This window comes from Streptomyces sp. NPDC101152, from assembly GCF_044768275.1.
GTDB lineage: Bacteria > Actinomycetota > Actinomycetes > Streptomycetales > Streptomycetaceae > Streptomyces.
Map to the genome: position 1 here is coordinate 1 of NZ_JBIWPO010000057.1, position 16021 is coordinate 16021.

Genomic DNA, 16021 nt, shown 5'->3' on the forward strand with positions numbered 1-16021 from the left:
ATCAAGAGGATCCGTACAGGCCGCTACGCGGCAGCCGCACCGCCAACGGCCACTGCCTTGCGCCCCGGTCATCAGCGCTAACTACCCGGCCTTGGAAGTTGCCCCGGTGAGATGGACAACCTTCCGCTTTGGGACACTGAGTCCCGCAAGGAGGAGTTCATCGTGCCAAGGACGCGTCCGGCCTACCCGCCGGAGTTCCGTCGCCAGATAGTCGAGCTGGTTCGGGCTGGCCGTTCGCCAGAGGACCTGGCGAAGGAGTTCGAGCCGTCCGCCCAGACCATCCGCACCTGGGTAAACCAGGACCAAGTGGACGCCGGGGAACGCCCGGGGCTGACCAGCGACGAGAAGGAGGAACCCGCTCAACTGCGCCGCGAGGTGAAGCAGTTGCGCGAGGAGAAGGAGATCCTCCGCAAGGCCACGGTTTTCTTCGTCCGGGAGACCAGCCGGTGATGTGCTACCGGCTGATCGACGAGAACAGAGCACACCACGACGTCTCCCTCATGGCCCGGCTGCTGGGTGTGTCACGGCAGCAGCGTCAAGAAGCGCTTCCTCCCGGGCGTGAACGCCTGGGGTTCCGCGCTGGATCAATGCTGAATGAGCATTTGAGGCGAGGTGCGGGTCGGTAGGAGGGCGATGCCTTCGTCTCGGCTGATCACCTGACCGATCTCGAACTGCAGCGCGGGATCGAGGAGCGGAGCGTCGACGATGGCGTCGGTGGTGCATGTCTGGGCGGCTACCGGCGGACGGTGGCTGAACTCGTCGAATCCGGCCTTGCCGCCGTAGGCACCGGTGCCGGAGTTGCCGACTCCGCCGATGGGGGCGTCGGCGGAGTGGTGGAGCAGGCCGTTGTTGCGGGTGACGCCCCCCGGAGGTGGTCCGCTGCAGGACGTCAGTGGGAGTGGCCGAGTTGGGTGAGGGCCAGGTCGAGCATGTCGGCGAAGAAGTCGGCCGCGGTGGTGTCGATGCACAGCGGTGGCTTGATCTTGAGGATGTTGAGGTGGTCCCCGGTGGGCTGGACGATCACGCCGAGGTCGAGCATGCGGTCGCAGAGTTCGGCGGTCTCTTCGGTGGCGGGTTCCAGGCTGGTGTGGTCCCGGACGAGTTCGAGGCCGAGGTAGAGGCCCGAGCCGTGGACGGCGCCGATGATGCCGTAGCGGTCGGCCAGTGCCTCGAGCCTGCCTTTGAGATGGCCGCCGACGCGTACCGCGTTGCCCTGGAGGTCTTCGTCGCGCAGGGTGTCCAGGACGGTGAGGCCCACGATGCTGGAGACGGGGCTGCCGCCGGTGGAGGAGAAGAAGTAGCCCTGGTCGCGGTAGCGGTCCGCGACCGCCTTGGACGTGATGACGGCGCCGAGGGGGTGTCCGTTGCCCATGGCCTTGGCGACACAGACGATGTCGGGGACGACCTGCTGTTGCTCGAGGCCCCAGAACCAGTGTCCCAGGCGGCCGTATCCGACCTGGACCTCGTCGGCGATGGTCAGGCCTCCGTGACGCCGTACTGCCGCGTACACCTGGGCGAGATAGCCGTCGGGGAGGGCGACTCCTCCGGCGTTGCCGTAGAAGGTCTCGCCGATGAATGCTCCCGCCGGGCTGCCGGCAGCGGCCAGATCGTCGATCACCGCGACGGCCTCGGGTGCGTAGCGCAGGGCGTCCGGCCCGCGGTGGCGGCCGCGGTAGGAGTTGGGCGAGTCCACTGTGTGCACCCAGCTCGGGCGGGTGGCCAGGGCGTTGGGGTTGTCCTGGAGCGAGGTGGAGACTGCGTCGGAGGCGTACGTCCAGCCGTGGTACGCCTCGCGCAGCGCGACGACGTCGGGTCGGCCGGAGGCCCCGATGGCCAGGCGAAGGCTCAGATCCACCGCTTCTGAACCGGAGTTGACGAGGAACAGCGTGTCCAGGGGGTCGGGGAGGAGGGCGGCGAGGCGCTCGGTGAACTCCACCACGGAGGCGTAGTGGAAGCGCGAGTTGGTGTTGAGCCGTCGCAACTGCCGGGAGACCGCCTGCTCGATGCGGGGGTGGGCGTGGCCCAGCGGGGTGACGTTGTTGACGATGTCGAGGTACGACCGGCCGTCGGTGGACAGCAGATGGTGGCGCCAACCGCGTTCGATACGCGGAGGGTTGGCGTAGTAGTGCTCTTGCACGGTGGCGAACGCGGCGGCACGCCGGTCGAGCAGGTCCCTCTCGGGGGTACGGCCGGAGTCGGCCGGGAGGCCGAGGAGCGGGGCGGGGTCGGCGGTGAGCGCGAGCCAGCCGGCGGCGTACTCGGGACGGACCAGGCGGGGTGCGGCGGGACCGTCGGTGTCGTGCAGCGCAACGTGGACCGGGGCACCGGAGCCGAGGTGGGTGATGTCCTCGCCCGCCTGCACCGTCGCACCGGTGGTGACCGCGGGGTGGATCTCGCGGGGGAAGGACAGCGACAGCACCTGCGCGCCGTAGGTGAGTTCCACATGGCCCGGTTCCGCAGCGAGGACCTGCCCCGCGGCGGGGGCCTGCACCACGGCATCCCGGCCGAGCCAGAGGTCGATTCCCGTGGGCACCGTGGCGGTGGACACCGCCGACAGCGCCTGTGTCCGAGTGAGTCGCGCCCGGCCGTACTGGGTGGCGACGGCGGCCGCTCCGTCCGCGAGCGCGGAGGTCACCAGCCGGGCCTCGGTGCCGGCGTCCGTCCAGGCTCCGTGGTCGAGGGAATCGGCGTCGGTGGACAGGTCGAGGACGGTGATGTCGGCGGCGGCGAGGTCCCGCAGGAGAGGGCGCACCGGCGCATCGGCCTGCGTGGGCCTGGCAGGCACGTCGGCCATGCCCGTCGCATCCCGAATGAGGCGGATCATCACCGGCAGGGGCAGCGAGGTGGCTTGTTCGAAGATGCGCCATTCGTGGTCCAGCGCGTCCTTGGCGTAGAGGTTGTCCTCGTCGACGGCGGCCTGATGCCGCCCGCTGGCCACCAGGACGGCGGCGCGCAGGACCACGAGTGGCCACACCGCGTCGGCTTCCTCGGGGGAGAGCGGCCGTACGGCGTGGAACGCGCGGACGGCCGGCAGCACGTGGTGAGGCTCGATTCCGTCGTGGTGGAGCATCGAGGACAGTGACACGGCGAGTTCGCCGACCGCCCAGCTCGTGGTCACGTCACCGAAGTCGATGACCCCGTCCGGCATGGGCGGACGGCTGTCGGCACAGCGGATCAGATTGTCGTCGGTGAGGTCCAGGTGCACGGCCTGCAACGGCAGCATGGCGGCACGCTGCTGGACATACGCCCAGGCCTCAGCGGTAGCGTTCTCGACGGCCGTGCGCCGGTCGGGTTCGTCGATGTGCCCGGCGAGCCTGGCGACGACACGGTCGGCGTGCCGCGGGTCCCACTGGAGCACGCGGTCGAGGCCCGGGTGCCGGAAGCCGCGCAGGGCGGTGCTGACCTTTCCGGCGAGCGTGCCCATGCCCGCCACGGTGCCGGGGGACAGGTGCCGTGGTCCCGAGAGCGCGCCGCCCGGCAGGTAGCGCAGCAGGCGCGCGACGGCCGGACCGTTCTCGGTGTCCACCGTCGTGCGCCGTGGGGAGCCATCAGGGCGGCGCAGGACCGTGGCAATGCGCAGTTCCGGGCAGACGGAGGCGATCACGTCGGCTGCCGCGTCCTGGGCTTCGACCTCCACCGCGCCGAAGGCGGGGTTGGCGATCTTCAGAATCGCCGCTGGCGTCCCGTCGTCGGTGGTGAGCAGGAAGTTGGCGTCCTGCTGGCTGCCCAGCGCCTGCGCGCGAGCGGTGATGCCGAAGTGTTCCGCAGCGATGAGCTCAGCCTCGGCCGGCGCCATGCGGGGTGTGGGAAGGGCGCCCTCGGTGAAGAAGTCGATGGTGCGGTACTGGTCGGGCAGCATGCAGGTTCCTCGGCTGGTGGGGCGAACAGGGCTTGGACGCTCGGATTCCTCAGGCGGCACCTTCAGTCGACGTGCCACAGGAAGCGGTGGGTGTGAATCGCGAAGTAGGGGAAGTTCTCCACGGACGCGACACCCTCGACGGGCCGCACGACGTCGTTGATGAAGTCCAGAAGATCCCGAGGCTGAGGGCACACCACCTCCGCGAACAGGTCGAAGCCGCCGGCCGTCAGGACCGTGTACACGACTTCGTCGTGCCGGGACAGTTCATCGGCGACCGCCCGGGAATCGCCGTCGATGCGCAGGCCCAGGAGTGCCATCGTCTGCTGGCCCATGGTCATCGGGTCGGTGACTCCGACGACCTGGACCGCCTTGGCGTCGATCAGCCGCTGCAGCCGGAGCCTCGCGGCCGAGGGTGACAACCCCACCTTCGGGCCCAGATCGGCGTAGGGGATCCGGCCGTCGACCTGTAGCTCCCGCAGGATGGCCCGGTCGATGTCGTCCATGCGGCACCTTCCTCCTGCGTGAACGGCAGGCATTGTGCTTGTTTCAAGCATAATGCTGGATGCGCGCGCTCGATTCAAGTGTGATGACGATGGAATCGAGCGAATCGGGTGTGCGGGTTCCCGTGAGCGCCAGGCCGCCAGGAGGCTGTCGTCCAGGAACTCCCGTACGTGGCAGATGACTTGCGCCCGATCCGTGCCCCGCAGCCCGATCCCCGCCTGGATGGAGAACCCGAACGGTCCGGGTCGACCCGCCGGAACTCGCCCCTCGACACCCCCTCCGCCAGCAGTGCCATCAGGCCGCAGCCCGCGAGCGGTTCCACACTCCAGTGCGGGTCCCGTGGCCGTTGGGCACGCACAGGTCGACGTACGCGTCAAGCCGCTCACGTACGGAGGTGGTGCGGTCAGCAGCCGGCCCGCGCTCGGCGCCGAGCCGTAGGAGAGGAGATGGCCGCAGCTCATCCCGACCTCACGGCCGAGCGCCGCCATGGTGAGCTTCTCCAGACCATGCTCGGCGATCACGTCCATGGCGGCGGCGAGCACGTCCTTGCGGAGCGGAGCGGGAGTGCGGCGGCGGGCTCCCGAGGCGGTCATGCCGTACGCCCCTGCGCACCGCAGCAGCCGATCTCCTACCCACCCGCAAGTTCTACCCGACCACGGCCTTCGGCTGCTGCTGCGAGATGCAGTGGATGCCGCCGCCGCCCGCGAAGATCGGCCGCGCGTCCACCAGCGTCACCGTGTCGGCCCAGCGGCCGTCGGCCTCCAGGACGGTCGGGGCGGGCACCTCGACGACCTCCAGGCGACGGCCGCGCGCGTCGGTCTGCGCCGTCAGCAGGCCGACGACCTTCTGCGTCACCTCGTGGTCGGGGTGCGCCGGGTCCGGCTGCACATGGGCCACGACCACACGGACGGGCGAACGCGGCGACGATGTCCACATGGCCGAGGGTGCCGAAGCCGTACGGGGGTAGTCCGCGGTGAGGCCGCGCGGCAGCCAGATCGCCTTGCGGGTGCCGAGGAGGGCGTGGATCTCGGCCTTCACCTGCTCGCGGGTCCCGTGCGGGTTGCGTTCCGGCCCGAGCCGGACCGTCTCCGTGAGCAGGACCGTGCCCTCGCCGTCGACGTGCTTGGCACCGCCTTCGCCGACGAGTTCCGAGGTGTACGTCTGCGCCGAGCCCGCAAGGTCGGAGACGTACACGGCGATCCGCACGGCCCGCCGACCGCCTGGGTCGGTCGGCGGGCCGGAAGCCGCACCGCGTCCGGTCGCTTCACGTCGTGGCGGGCTCGTCGTCGAGGCGGAACCTCGGGTCGCCCGGGACGGACGCGAGGAGTTGAGCGGTGTACGGGTGGTTCGGCGCGGCGAAGGTGGCTCCGGTCGGGCCGAGCTCGACGAGGTCCCCGTGCAGCAGGACCGCGACCGTGTCGCTGACGTGCCGGACGACGGCCAGGTCGTGCGAGATGAACAGCATCGTCAACGAGAGCCGGCGGCGCAGATCGGCGAGCAGGTTGAGGATCTCGGCCTGGGTCGTCAGGTCCAGGGCCGAGGTGATCTCGTCGGCGATGACGAACCGGGGACGCGGTGCGAGGGCCCGTGCGATCGCCAGCCGCTGCCGTTGGCCGCCGGAGAACTCGTGCGGGTAGCGATCCATGCTGTCCGGATCGAGGCTCACCTGGACGAGCAGCTCGGCGATCCGGTCCTGGACCGGTTTGACCCTGGCCTGGATCGGATCGAGTGCCTCGGCGAGCGACTGCGCGACGGTGCGCCGCGGGTCGAAGGAGGAGTACGGGTCCTGCGGAATCATCTGGACCGTCGCGGCTCCCGCCCGTCCGCGCGAGGTGCGCAGCGGGGCGCCGTCGACGAGGATCCGGCCGCTCGATGGCCTGTGGACGCCGACGAGTGTCCGCGCGAGCGTCGTCTTGCCCGACCCGGACTCGCCGACGAGTGCGAGGGTGTTGCCCCGGGGGATGTCGAACGAGATTCCCTTGAGGACCCTGCGGGCCGCGACGCCGTGTCCGAGCTCGACGGTGAGGTCCTCGACGTGCAGCAGCGGGGTGGCCGCCTGCGGGTCCGGTGTGGTGGCGGTGGCGGACATCAGCGGCTCCCTTCCGCGGCCGGGGGGCGGTCCGCGGCTTTGTCGGAAAGGTCGTCCGACGGCGACCCGCTCGTCTGCGTCGCATGCGCGTCGGCCGACCACCGGACCGCGCTGAGGGTTCCACCGGCCTCGACCGCGGCGGGCGTCGCCGCGAGCAACGCGCGGGTGTAGGGGTGGGTGACCGTCCCCCGGCGCAGGTCGCCGCCCGTCGTGCGGTCGACGACGCGGCCGCCGTGGAGCACCAGGACGGTGTCACAGAGCACGCCGACCACGCCGATGTCGTGCGAGATGAACAGCATCGCCGTGCCGTGCTCGCGGTTGATGCGCCGGAACTGGCGCAGCACCTCCGCCTGGACGGTGACATCGAGTGCGGTCGTCGGCTCGTCGGCGATGAGCAGCCGCGGTTTCGTCGTCATCGCGGAGGCGATCGAGGCGCGCTGGAGCATGCCGCCGCTCAGCTCGTGCGGGTGCTGGCGCAGCCGCCGGTCGGGCTCGGTGACGTGGATGTCGGCCAGGGCGCGGACCATGTCCCGCGCGGCCTGACGCCGGGGCTTCCCCAGATGCACCCTGGCCACCTCGGTGAGCTGGGTGCCGAGCCTCAGCGCGGGGTTGAACGTGCCGATCGGGTCCTGGTAGACGATGCCGATCTCGGTCGCGAGGCGTCGCTGTGGCGGTGTTCCGAGCAGGTCGAGGTCGCCGAGGGCAAGGCGCGACGCGTTCGCCCGCACGCCCTCGGGGAGCAGGCCCGCGACCGCCATGGCGATGGTGGACTTGCCCGAACCCGACTCCCCGACGAGGCCGACGATCTGGCCGGCTCCGATGGTGAACGACACGTCGTCGACGAGCGTCCGGTCGCCGGCCTGCACGGTCAGCCCGGCGACGGTCAGCAGGCCGTCCTGCTGCGTGCCGGCCGCTGCGCCCGCGCCGTTCGGCGCCGAAGGCGCCTGCGCCGCGTCGTCCTGTGCCGGGGCGGCCGGTCCCGCCGCGTCCGCCGTCTTGGCCGGGGCGGGCGCTGTGCCGCGGGTTCGCGGGTCGACGAGTGAGGCCACGCCGTCTCCGAGGAGCATGGCGCCCACCCCGGTGACGATGAGCATGATCGACGGGGCGAGGACGACCGACGGCTGGGCGAAGATCGACGGCAGCGCCTCGTTGAGCAGCCGGCCCCAGTCGTACTGCGGGTTCTGCACACCGAGGCCGACGAACGACAGACTGCTGATGTCGAGCAGGGACAGGGTGAAGCTCGAACTGAGGAGCACCAGCAGCGGCCCGCTGATGTTCGGCAGGACATGCCGGCCCAGGATGCGCAGGCCGGGAACGCCGAGCAGGCGAGCAGTGAGGACGTAGTCCTTGTCCGCGACGGTCGCGGCGAGATTCGCCGTCAACCGTGCGAACCCGGGGACGCCGGCTACGGCGATCGCGACGATCGCGGACACCGTGCCCGGTCCGAGCACCGCCGCGATGACGAGGGCGAGCACGAGCGAGGGGAAGGCTACCGCCGAGTCGATGAGCCGCAGACAGGTTTCGCGCAGCCACCCGGGTGCCAGGTGGACCAGTGCGCCGATCGCGACGCCGACGACGAACGAGGCGGCGGTGGCTGCGGCGGCCATGAGCAGGGTGAGGCGGGTCGCGACGAGCGCCCGGGCGAGGACGTCACGGCCGAAGGCGTCGGTGCCCAGGAGATGCCCGGCGCCGGGCCCCAGCCGGGCGTTGCCGGTGAGGGTCTCGGCGGAACCTCTCAGCAGCGGCGGGGCCACGAGGGCCACGACGAGGAGCAGTCCGAGAATCATGGCGCCGGACAGCAGCGACGGGTTGCGGAGCCATCGGCGCATGGTCGCTTCAGTGGCCACGACGACCTCCCTCAAGAGTGCGGGGGTCGACGATTCCAAGGACGACGTCGACGAGGAGGTTGACGAGCAGGGCGAGCATCCCGACGACGAGGATGATGCCCTGGATCACCGGATAGTCCTTGTAGATGATCGCTTGGACGACCTCGGTGCCGAGCCCCGGGTAGGTGAAGACGTTCTCGAGGATGATCGTCCCGCCGAGCAGGGAGGTGAGGACGAGACCGCTCAGGGTGAGGACACTCGTCACGAGATTGGGCAGCGCGTGGCGGAGGTGCAGGCGCACGGAGCCCAGGCGGTGGCCGCGGGCGGTCCTCATGTAGTCCTGGGCGAGCACCGAGGCCGTCTCCTGCCGGACGACCCGGGCGATGGCGAAGGCCGGACCGATGCAGAGCGCGGCGATCGGCAGGACGAGCGCGCTCGGTGTCGCGGCGCCGCCGGACGGCAGCAGCCCGAGGCTGATCGAGAACAGGACGATGAGGAGGGTCGCGACGACGTAGACCGGCGCCGACGCGAGGAGCCCGGCGAGCGTGCCGAAGCCGACGCCGAGCCGGCGGCGGCGTCCGTCACGGGTGAGGACGCCGACGGTCATGCCCAGCGGTACGGCGATGACCAGGGAGAGCAGGACGGCCGGGATGACGAGCTGGACGGTGTACGGCAACCGGGTCGCGACGATGTCGGCGACCGGGGTGTCGAACCGGAACGAGGTGCCGAGCCGTCCGGAGGCGATGTCGCCGAGGTAGTGGACGAACCGCGTCGCCAGCGGCTCGTCGAGGCCCAGTCGTGCGCGGATCGCCGCGAGCGTGGCCGGGGACGAGTTGGTGCCGGCGATGGCGCGGGCCGGGTCCCCGGGCAGCAGGGGCACGATGAGGAACGTCACGAGGACGAGCAGCAGCATGGACATCAGCAGCCCGCCCGCCCGGCGGACGGCGAACCCGGCCCAGCCACCGCTCATCCGCATCCGGGGAACGCGCCTGACGAGTGCGGCCCGCAGCGGTCCGGTCGGGACCGCGGACCCGGCGCTCACAGCGCCGCCCCTGTGAGCGCGGCGTCGTCCGGGTGCCGCTCGTGCCAGCGGAACCGCGGTTCGAGCTGGGCAGAGAGCCGCAGCAGCGTCGCCTCGTCGTAGGGCGCGCCGACGAGTTGCGCACCCACCGGCAGTCCGTCCGCGGTCGTATGGACGGGCAGCGAGATGGCGGGCAGCCCGGCGATGTTGACGAACGCGGTGAACGAGACCATCCGGGTCTCGGTGTCCCGCGGGCCGTCCGGGTCGGAGTTCGCCTCGTCGTACACGGGGCCGACCGGCGGCGCCACAACGGCCGTGGTCGGGGTGAGGAGGACGTCGAAGTCCCGGCCCCACTGGGCGACCACGTCGCGTGACTCGGCCTGCAGACGGGCCGCCGTCCGGGCGTAGTCGCCCGCGGTGACCTCGAGGGCGGTCTCCCGGCGGCGCCGGATGTAGGGGTCCACCGCGTCGGGATCGTCGAGCTCGATGGCGTAGGTGGAGGCACTGATGATCGTCCAGGTGAAGCCCATGATCGCCTCGTACGAGAACATCTTCGGGCGGGCCTCGACGACGTCGTGTCCCAGGTCGCGCAGTGCCTGCGCGGCCGTCAGCGCCGCCTTGCGGCACTCCTCGTCGACCGGCAGCCCGGTCGGCGCGTCGAGGAGCAGGCCGATCCGCAGCCGCCCGGGATCGGCACCGACCTCCTCGATGTACGGGCGACCCGGTTCGGGCGCGCTGTACCAGGCGAGCCGGTCGGCACGGCCCATGACGTCGAGCATCAGGGCCGCGTCGCGCACGGTGCGGGTGATCGCACCTTCGGTCGTCGAGTGTTCCCAGCCCCGGACGAACGCGGGCACGCGTCCCCGGCTCGGTTTGAGGCCCACGAGGCCGGTGACGGATGCCGGGACCCGGATCGATCCGCCGCCGTCGGAGGCGTGTGCCACCGGGGCGAGCCCGGCCGCGACGGCCGCCGACGCACCGCCGCTCGACCCGCCGGAGGTGTGCGCCGGGTTCCAGGGGTTGCGCGTCTTGCCGTGCCGGGCGTTCTCGGAAACGGTCAGCGCACCGAACTCCGGCGAGTTGGTCCGGCCGAGGGGGATCGCGCCGGCATCGAGGAGGAGCTGGACGTCGGGGTCCGTGACCGTCTGCGGGGTGTCCCGGATCGCCAGTGAGGACATCGTGTTGGGTTGTCCCGCCACGGAGTTGAGGTCCTTGATGGGGACGGGGACGCCGTGCAGCGGGCCGAGCGGATCGCCGCGCAGCACCGCCCGCTCGGCATGGACGGCCGCCGCGCGCACGGCGTCGGCGTCGAGCCAGACGACGGCGTTGACGGCGGGATTGATCCGCTCGATGCGGTCGAGGTAGGTCTCGGCCACCTCCACCGGGCTGACCTCTTTCGTGCGCACGAGGTCGGCGATCTGCTGGGCGGTGCTGAAAGGGTCGATCACCAGGGGCTCCTGTCGGAACGGTGCAAGGTATCGGTGCGGGACGTCGGAACGGCGCGGGGTTCCTCCCTGCGGGACGCTCGGGTCCGACCGCGTGGGTGTCCGCCGCGTGCGGACGGCCTCTCCGTCAGCCGGTGATGCGCAGGATGGGATCGTCGAGCGAGGCGCCGAGCATCCGTGCGCTGAATCCCTTGCGCAGTGCGTAGATGAACGGGTCGTTGACCAGCGGCACCGCGTCCGCCTGCGAGATCAGGGCCTTGGCGGCCGTCTGGTACGCGGCGCAGCGAGCCTTGTCGGTCGTCGCCTCGGCGCCCTGGGCGAAGGCCTTGTTCACCACGGGGTTGTTCACCGCGCCCAGGTTGCCGCCGCCTTCTTGGACGGTCGGACCGACGAAGTGGCCGAGCGGGTTGGCGAGGCTGCCGAGGAAGTTGAGATCCGCGAAGACCGTGAGGTCCCAGGCGTCGGGCTTGCCGAACACGGTCCCGACCCACGTGCCGACGTCGACGTTGGCGAGGGTGACGTCCGCACCCGCGGCCCGCAGCGCCTCCTGGATGTACTGGTTTCCGGCGCCGGCCGGTCCGACGACCTGGGGGCCGACGAGACGGATCTTCTTGCCCTTGAGCACGGCCGCCGCCGGGGCTTTGTCCGTCGGTACGAGGAAGGAGGTGCCAGGATCGTTGCAGGGGGTGCCTTTCTGTACGAACATGGTCGACAGTTCGCCCGTGTCCTTCGAGGCGACCTTGGCGAAGGCGGCGCGGTCGACGGCCTGGGCGACTGCCCGGCGGGTGGCGACGTCGGCGAAGACCGTGCCGGGTCGTTCGTTGAAGAGCAGGTAGAAGTCGGAGAACCGGCTGACGCTCACGGAGTAGCCGCCCACGCCGTTGAAGCGCGGGATGCCGGAGGCGTCGATCTTGCCGATGTCGAGCTGTCCGCTCGTCACAAGGTTGCCGGTCGCCGTGGGGTCGGGCGAGACCAGGTACTCGATCGTCGCGGCGACCTTGCCGGGGATCTTCGTGCGCCAGGCCGGCCACGCCTTGTACTCCGGGCGAAGCGTGTACGAGTACGAGACGCCTGACTGGGACTTCTGAAGAAGGTACGGGCCGGACTGGGACCCCTTGGCCTTACCTGCGGCAAGGGCCTTGAGGTCCTTGAGTCCTGCCGGGCAGACGATGCCCGTGCTCGCGACCGACAGGCCGGTGACCATGTCGCCCCACGGCCTGGCGAGCGTGATCTTCACCGTCCGCGCCGCGTCGTCGGCGGTCACTGTCACCTTGTTGCCGGGGCCGAAGACCGTGGGGACGTCGGGCGCCGCCGTCTTCGGGTCGACGAAGCGGTCGAGGGACGCCTTGACGACCGTCGGCGTGATCGGCGTGCCGTCGGCGCAGGTCGCGTCGGTGCGCAGGGTGAACGTGGCCGAGGTCGGCGTGTTCGTCCACTTGGTGGCGAGCCCGCCGACAAGCCCGCCCTCGTCCTTGCGTACGAGGGTGTCGTAACTGTCGCGGGCAAGCAGGTAGTCCGGCAGGGACAACGCCTTGGCCGGATCGAAGCCCGCCGGCACATCGATCGTAGTCCGGATCTTCGTCACCGTTGCGGCACCGCCGCCGCTCGAGTCCTGGGACGTCGATCCCGTGGTGGTACAGCCGGCGAGCACGGCCGTCATGGCGACTGCTGCGGTCACTGGGACCGCGTGGGTACGGGTCTGGCGCATGGGTGCTCCTGCAGAGGGAGGTCGCGCTCTGCGCAGGTCTCAGGGAACCGGGCGGGACGAGCGCGAGCAGTTCAGGGCGGAGGCGGTGCGCGCGGCGCTGGGTGGGCGCCGCGTAGGAGCGAGCCGAGGAGCTCTCGGTGTGGAGAGGATGCCGCCAAGTGAACGACGTAGTCAATAGCGTTAACTATCTTTGTGTACGCCAGGCACGCCTCAGTGTTTCGGCCATGGAACGTTGCTGGGCGTAGCCGTGAAGCCTGACGAAGGCCGCGCGTCAGTCGCGCGAGAGCGTCGCCGCCTCCGCCTCGAGGGCCGTGAGGAGGATGTCCGTCTGCCGGCGGAAGACGTCGGTCATGTCGATGCTGCGCAGGTGTTCCTTTGCCGCCTCGGCGTAGGGGTACATGGCAGGATCCGCCGGCTGGTACTCCTGCACCCAGTTCACCTCGGCGCCGAACCGCTGGTTGGCGAGCCGCCAGGCGTTGTTGCTCGCCATGGCGAGGATGAAGTTCGAGAACGCCTGGTAGTGCAGGACGGCCGCCCGGCCGCGCCAGCCGCCGCGGTGGAACGCTTCCAGGACGGCGTCAACGGCGCGCAACTCGTGAACGCCCCGGGTGACTCTCCCCATGCAGAGCGCGGCGGCCGCCGGGTGGTCCAGGGCGGTGTTCCAGGCACGGATCGCCAGATCCCGCAGCGACTCGGTCCACGACTCGTGCGGTTCGTACCCGTCGAGGGAGAGCCTGTCGAGCTCCTCCGCGACGGCGATCATGATGTGCTCGCGACTCGCGAAGTGCCGGTAGACCGCGGTTGCGGAAGAGGACAGTTCCTTGCCGAGTCGCTGGAAGGTCAGCGCGTCCGGCCCGTCCTCGTCGAGGATCCGCAGCGCCGCCTCCACGATGAGCCCCTGGGAAAGAGTTCCCCGTTGGAGCCGCTTCGTCGACCGGCCGCCAACTGCCACTCGAACGCCTCCCTCGGACGGACGGCGAGCGCCCACGCCGCCGCAGCCTGCGCCTTCTTACCGGCGACAATGAGACCACAGTATGCGACAGCTGTTGAGCGGATCGTCCCGGGCCAGGTCACCGGAGTGCCCCCCAACCGTCCCTCCTGGTCGCGGTTTCCACAGCAGAAGGGAAGCCCAGAGTCAACTTCCCCATGGACCGCGGCGGCGCGTACATGCCGACGGCGGGTTTCCAGTGCCGCGACCGGCAACGTTCGCCCCATCGCGACGCCCGGCACGCGCCCCACCCTCGAACCGGCTCCGCCCGGTTCGGGCGCGGGCCCCCTTCGCCGCACCGGGCGAAAGCCCAAGTACGTCCAGTCCGTCAACGGGAACATTCCGCGCGGCACACCGACAGCACGCCCGGTCGCGCTCGAGCGGGGGACCCCCACGACGCCGCGCCTTCTGGGGCAGACACCGCCTACCGCGGCACAAAGGGTGTTGCACAAGGCTCTGAGCTGGGCATCTCCTTGGTATGGGTGGGGTCTTACGTGCTGAGCGGGTGTGGGTGGAGACGTCTCGGGGTTGTTGAAGGTGGTGCGAGAGCGGGGTGGCGACGGCACCTTGCGGGACGGGCCGTGGTCGTTGCCGTTGGCCGAGCGGGTGCTGATGGTCGCGGTGTACTACCGCACGAACCTGACGATGCGGCAGTTGGGTCCGCTGTTCGGCGTCTCCTCCTCCATGGTGTGCCGGGTCATTCAGCGGCTTGGTCCGCTGCTGGCGCTCGAGCCCGTTTCCCGCCCGGCCGATGCGACGGAGAGGTTGTGGATCGTGGGCGGCACCCTGGTCCCGGTCCGCGACCGGAACGTCGGCTCCTCGTCACGCGACTACCGTTTCTCCGCGAACGTGCAGGTCATCGTCGATGCCGACACCCGTCTTGTGATCGTCGCCGCCCGCCCGGTGCCGGGCACCACCGCGGACGCGCACGCCTGGCGGGCCTCCGGGCTGAGCGAACACTGCCAGGGCGTGACCGTCCTGGCTGATGGCCCCTACCTCAACTGCGGGATGGTCCTACCACACCGCAAACGGCCTCACCGGCCCCTGCTGCCGGGCGAAGCTCTCATCAGGCTGGCCCGCGCACTGGACACGACCGCCGCCGCTCTGCGCGGAGGCGGCGTCGACCTGCCACCGGGCCAGGGCCACGCACTGTTGCATCCGCGGCTCCAGATCTCCGCCCGGACGAGTGCCGTGCCCTGCTGTCCACCCACGGCGCGGGGCGCGCCGCGGTGTCGTCGGCCGACGGCCGTCCGGCCGTCGTTCCTGTCAACTACGAGGCGTGGTGTCAGGCGTGTGGGACGAGCATTACCGGGGACTCCTCCTGGCAGATGGAGGCGTGGGCCACGGCGCCGAGCCGGGGTGTGTCGCCGGGGGTGACGCGGTGGCCGAGGACGGTGAGGGTCGCGTGCTTGGTGGCGGTGGTCACGGCGCAGGTGGGGACGTCCTCCAGGCAGACCTCTTCCACCCGTACGTCCGGGAACTTCCGCCGCCAGGGCGCCAGAGCCTCGGTGAGCAGTCGCTCGGCACGACGAGCGCGCGGCGAGGGGCCGTGCTCCCAGGGCGTGACCGGACAGGAACGGATGGGAGCGGGTGGAATCCAGACGTACAGCGCCCGCAGCGGTACGTGGCGCAGTGCCGCCTCGTCGAAGGCGACGGCCGCGCTCAGGTCGTTGCGGCCATGGCCGACGTCGAGTGGGAGGAGGACGGGAGCGTCGTCCGAGGGCGTCTCGTCCAGATGGGGCGGGGGACGCACGAGAGTGACGGGGAAGCCGGCCGCGGCGGCGGTCCTGGCACTGGTGGAGCCGAGCGGGGAGGCGGACGGGGTGCCCAGACCGCGAGAGCCGAGGACGAGGAGTTCCGCGTCCGCGCCGACGGTGAGCAGCGCCTCCATGGGTGGTGCGTCGAGCACCCGGGTATGGATGGTCAACGAGGGGTGGCGACTGCTGAGGCGGTCGGCTGCCAGGGCGAGGGAGCGGACTGCCCAGCGGCGACGCGCGGCCGACTCCGACTTGTCGAGGCCGCTGCCGTTCAGTGACGGCCAAGCGGCAACCAAGTGCAGTGCTGCGCCATGGAGTTCGGCTTCCCAGGCGGCCCAGGAGGCGGCGGCGAGACTGGCGGCGCTGCCGTCGATCCCGGCGGTGACAGGGCGGGGCATGATCACACACCTCTCGTCGGGGGAGCGATCCTGGTAGCGGGCAGAACCGGGAACCCCACTCTGTCCGAGGCGCGGGGACGGTACGCGAGAGCTCTGCGGACCTGTCTTGGGGCCGTATGGCCCTTGAGGACGGGGAGGGCGGCCGGATTCCGGACGGCTGTTGCGGCCTTCAGTCGGGTGCGTCCAGGCACTGAGCGGCCAGTTCCTTCAGCCGTCTCTCCTTCTCCTGCAGCAGGCTGCCCTCGGCGTGCCACTGGTGCCGGGCCCGGGGACGCCGGCGGGACGGCTCGCGGCGTTTCCAGTCCTTCCGGGCGAAAGCGGTGCACGCGTCTTCGACGACCAGCATCATCACGGTCGGCAGCCGCACCGCGGTCTCCACGCCGACGGTGCGCCGTGCGCAGGGCAGGACCAGGAAGGATGCTTCACGCT

General features: G+C 70.8%; 12 protein-coding genes and 3 pseudogenes. 3 read left to right on the plus strand and 12 right to left on the minus strand.

The window, feature by feature from the left end; translation table 11 throughout:
- The first annotated feature begins 162 nt into the window (after positions 1–162).
- Positions 163–450 carry a transposase gene (locus tag ACIRVK_RS39115; protein ID WP_404255847.1) on the plus strand — a complete coding sequence of 96 codons (288 nt, stop codon included), beginning with the start codon at positions 163–165 and terminating at the stop codon, positions 448–450.
- 439 nt (positions 451–889) lie between these two features.
- On the opposite strand, the gene ACIRVK_RS39120 is transcribed toward ACIRVK_RS39115, so the two are convergent.
- The 10 genes and pseudogenes from ACIRVK_RS39120 to ACIRVK_RS39165 form a co-directional block, all read right to left on the minus strand.
- The gene (locus ACIRVK_RS39120; RefSeq protein ID WP_404255849.1) at positions 890–3859 is read right to left on the minus strand and encodes an aminotransferase; all 2970 of its coding nucleotides are present in this window, start codon (positions 3857–3859) and stop codon (positions 890–892) included.
- A gap of 62 nt (positions 3860–3921) precedes the next feature.
- Positions 3922–4362 (minus strand): Lrp/AsnC family transcriptional regulator, encoded by a 441-nt coding sequence (locus ACIRVK_RS39125; RefSeq protein WP_123968897.1) that lies wholly within the window; start codon positions 4360–4362, stop codon positions 3922–3924.
- 135 nt (positions 4363–4497) lie between these two features.
- A pseudogene (locus tag ACIRVK_RS39130) lies at positions 4498–4953 on the minus strand (TetR family transcriptional regulator); the annotation flags it as partial.
- 52 nt (positions 4954–5005) lie between these two features.
- On the minus strand, positions 5006–5566 hold the full coding sequence (locus tag ACIRVK_RS39135) for an agmatine deiminase family protein (protein WP_404255851.1): 561 nt from the start codon (positions 5564–5566) through the stop codon (positions 5006–5008).
- Positions 5567–5624: 58 nt separating this feature from the next.
- On the minus strand, positions 5625–6449 hold the full coding sequence (locus ACIRVK_RS39140; RefSeq protein WP_404255853.1) for an ABC transporter ATP-binding protein: 825 nt from the start codon (positions 6447–6449) through the stop codon (positions 5625–5627).
- Positions 6449–8296, minus strand: a complete 1848-nt coding sequence (locus ACIRVK_RS39145; RefSeq protein ID WP_404255855.1) for an ATP-binding cassette domain-containing protein — start codon at positions 8294–8296, stop codon at positions 6449–6451. Before ACIRVK_RS39145 ends, ACIRVK_RS39140 begins: the two co-directional genes overlap by 1 nt.
- Positions 8286–9317, minus strand: coding sequence for an ABC transporter permease (locus ACIRVK_RS39150; protein ID WP_404255857.1), 1032 nt, complete (start codon positions 9315–9317; stop codon positions 8286–8288). Before ACIRVK_RS39150 ends, ACIRVK_RS39145 begins: the two co-directional genes overlap by 11 nt.
- The gene (locus ACIRVK_RS39155) at positions 9314–10744 is read right to left on the minus strand and encodes an amidase (RefSeq protein WP_404255859.1); all 1431 of its coding nucleotides are present in this window, start codon (positions 10742–10744) and stop codon (positions 9314–9316) included. The genes ACIRVK_RS39150 and ACIRVK_RS39155 overlap by 4 nt, the downstream gene beginning before the upstream one ends.
- A 124-nt stretch (positions 10745–10868) precedes the next feature.
- Entirely contained in the window at positions 10869–12449 is a 1581-nt protein-coding gene (locus ACIRVK_RS39160) for an ABC transporter substrate-binding protein (protein ID WP_404255861.1), read from the minus strand.
- A 271-nt stretch (positions 12450–12720) separates the two neighbouring features.
- A complete protein-coding gene (locus tag ACIRVK_RS39165; RefSeq protein ID WP_404255863.1) occupies positions 12721–13401 on the minus strand; it encodes a TetR/AcrR family transcriptional regulator in 681 nt (226 codons plus the stop codon).
- Positions 13402–13915: 514 nt separating this feature from the next.
- On the opposite strand from ACIRVK_RS39165, the pseudogene ACIRVK_RS39170 reads away from it, so the two are divergent.
- Positions 13916–14496, plus strand: a pseudogene (locus tag ACIRVK_RS39170) (transposase family protein); the annotation flags it as partial.
- A pseudogene (locus ACIRVK_RS39175) lies at positions 14497–14714 on the plus strand (hypothetical protein); the annotation flags it as partial.
- Positions 14715–14722: 8 nt separating this feature from the next.
- Here the strand turns inward: ACIRVK_RS39175 and ACIRVK_RS39180 are convergent.
- Both ACIRVK_RS39180 and ACIRVK_RS39185 read right to left on the minus strand, forming a co-directional pair.
- A complete protein-coding gene (locus ACIRVK_RS39180) occupies positions 14723–15592 on the minus strand; it encodes a universal stress protein (RefSeq protein ID WP_404255865.1) in 870 nt (289 codons plus the stop codon).
- A gap of 169 nt (positions 15593–15761) precedes the next feature.
- Positions 15762–15971, minus strand: coding sequence for a hypothetical protein (locus ACIRVK_RS39185; protein WP_404255867.1), 210 nt, complete (start codon positions 15969–15971; stop codon positions 15762–15764).
- Positions 15972–16021 lie beyond the last annotated feature (50 nt).

Bases quoted from the DNA above. Each gene is read 5' to 3' on its own strand.
- ACIRVK_RS39125 (WP_123968897.1), bottom strand. From the start codon at position 4,362: ATGGACGACATCGACCGGGCCATCCTGCGGGAGCTACAGGTCGACGGC.
- ACIRVK_RS39120 (WP_404255849.1), bottom strand. From the start codon at position 3,859: ATGCTGCCCGACCAGTACCGCACCATCGACTTCTTCACCGAGGGCGCC.
- ACIRVK_RS39160 (WP_404255861.1), bottom strand. From the start codon at position 12,449: ATGCGCCAGACCCGTACCCACGCGGTCCCAGTGACCGCAGCAGTCGCC.
- ACIRVK_RS39140 (WP_404255853.1), bottom strand. From the start codon at position 6,449: ATGTCCGCCACCGCCACCACACCGGACCCGCAGGCGGCCACCCCGCTG.
- ACIRVK_RS39180 (WP_404255865.1), bottom strand. From the start codon at position 15,592: ATGCCCCGCCCTGTCACCGCCGGGATCGACGGCAGCGCCGCCAGTCTC.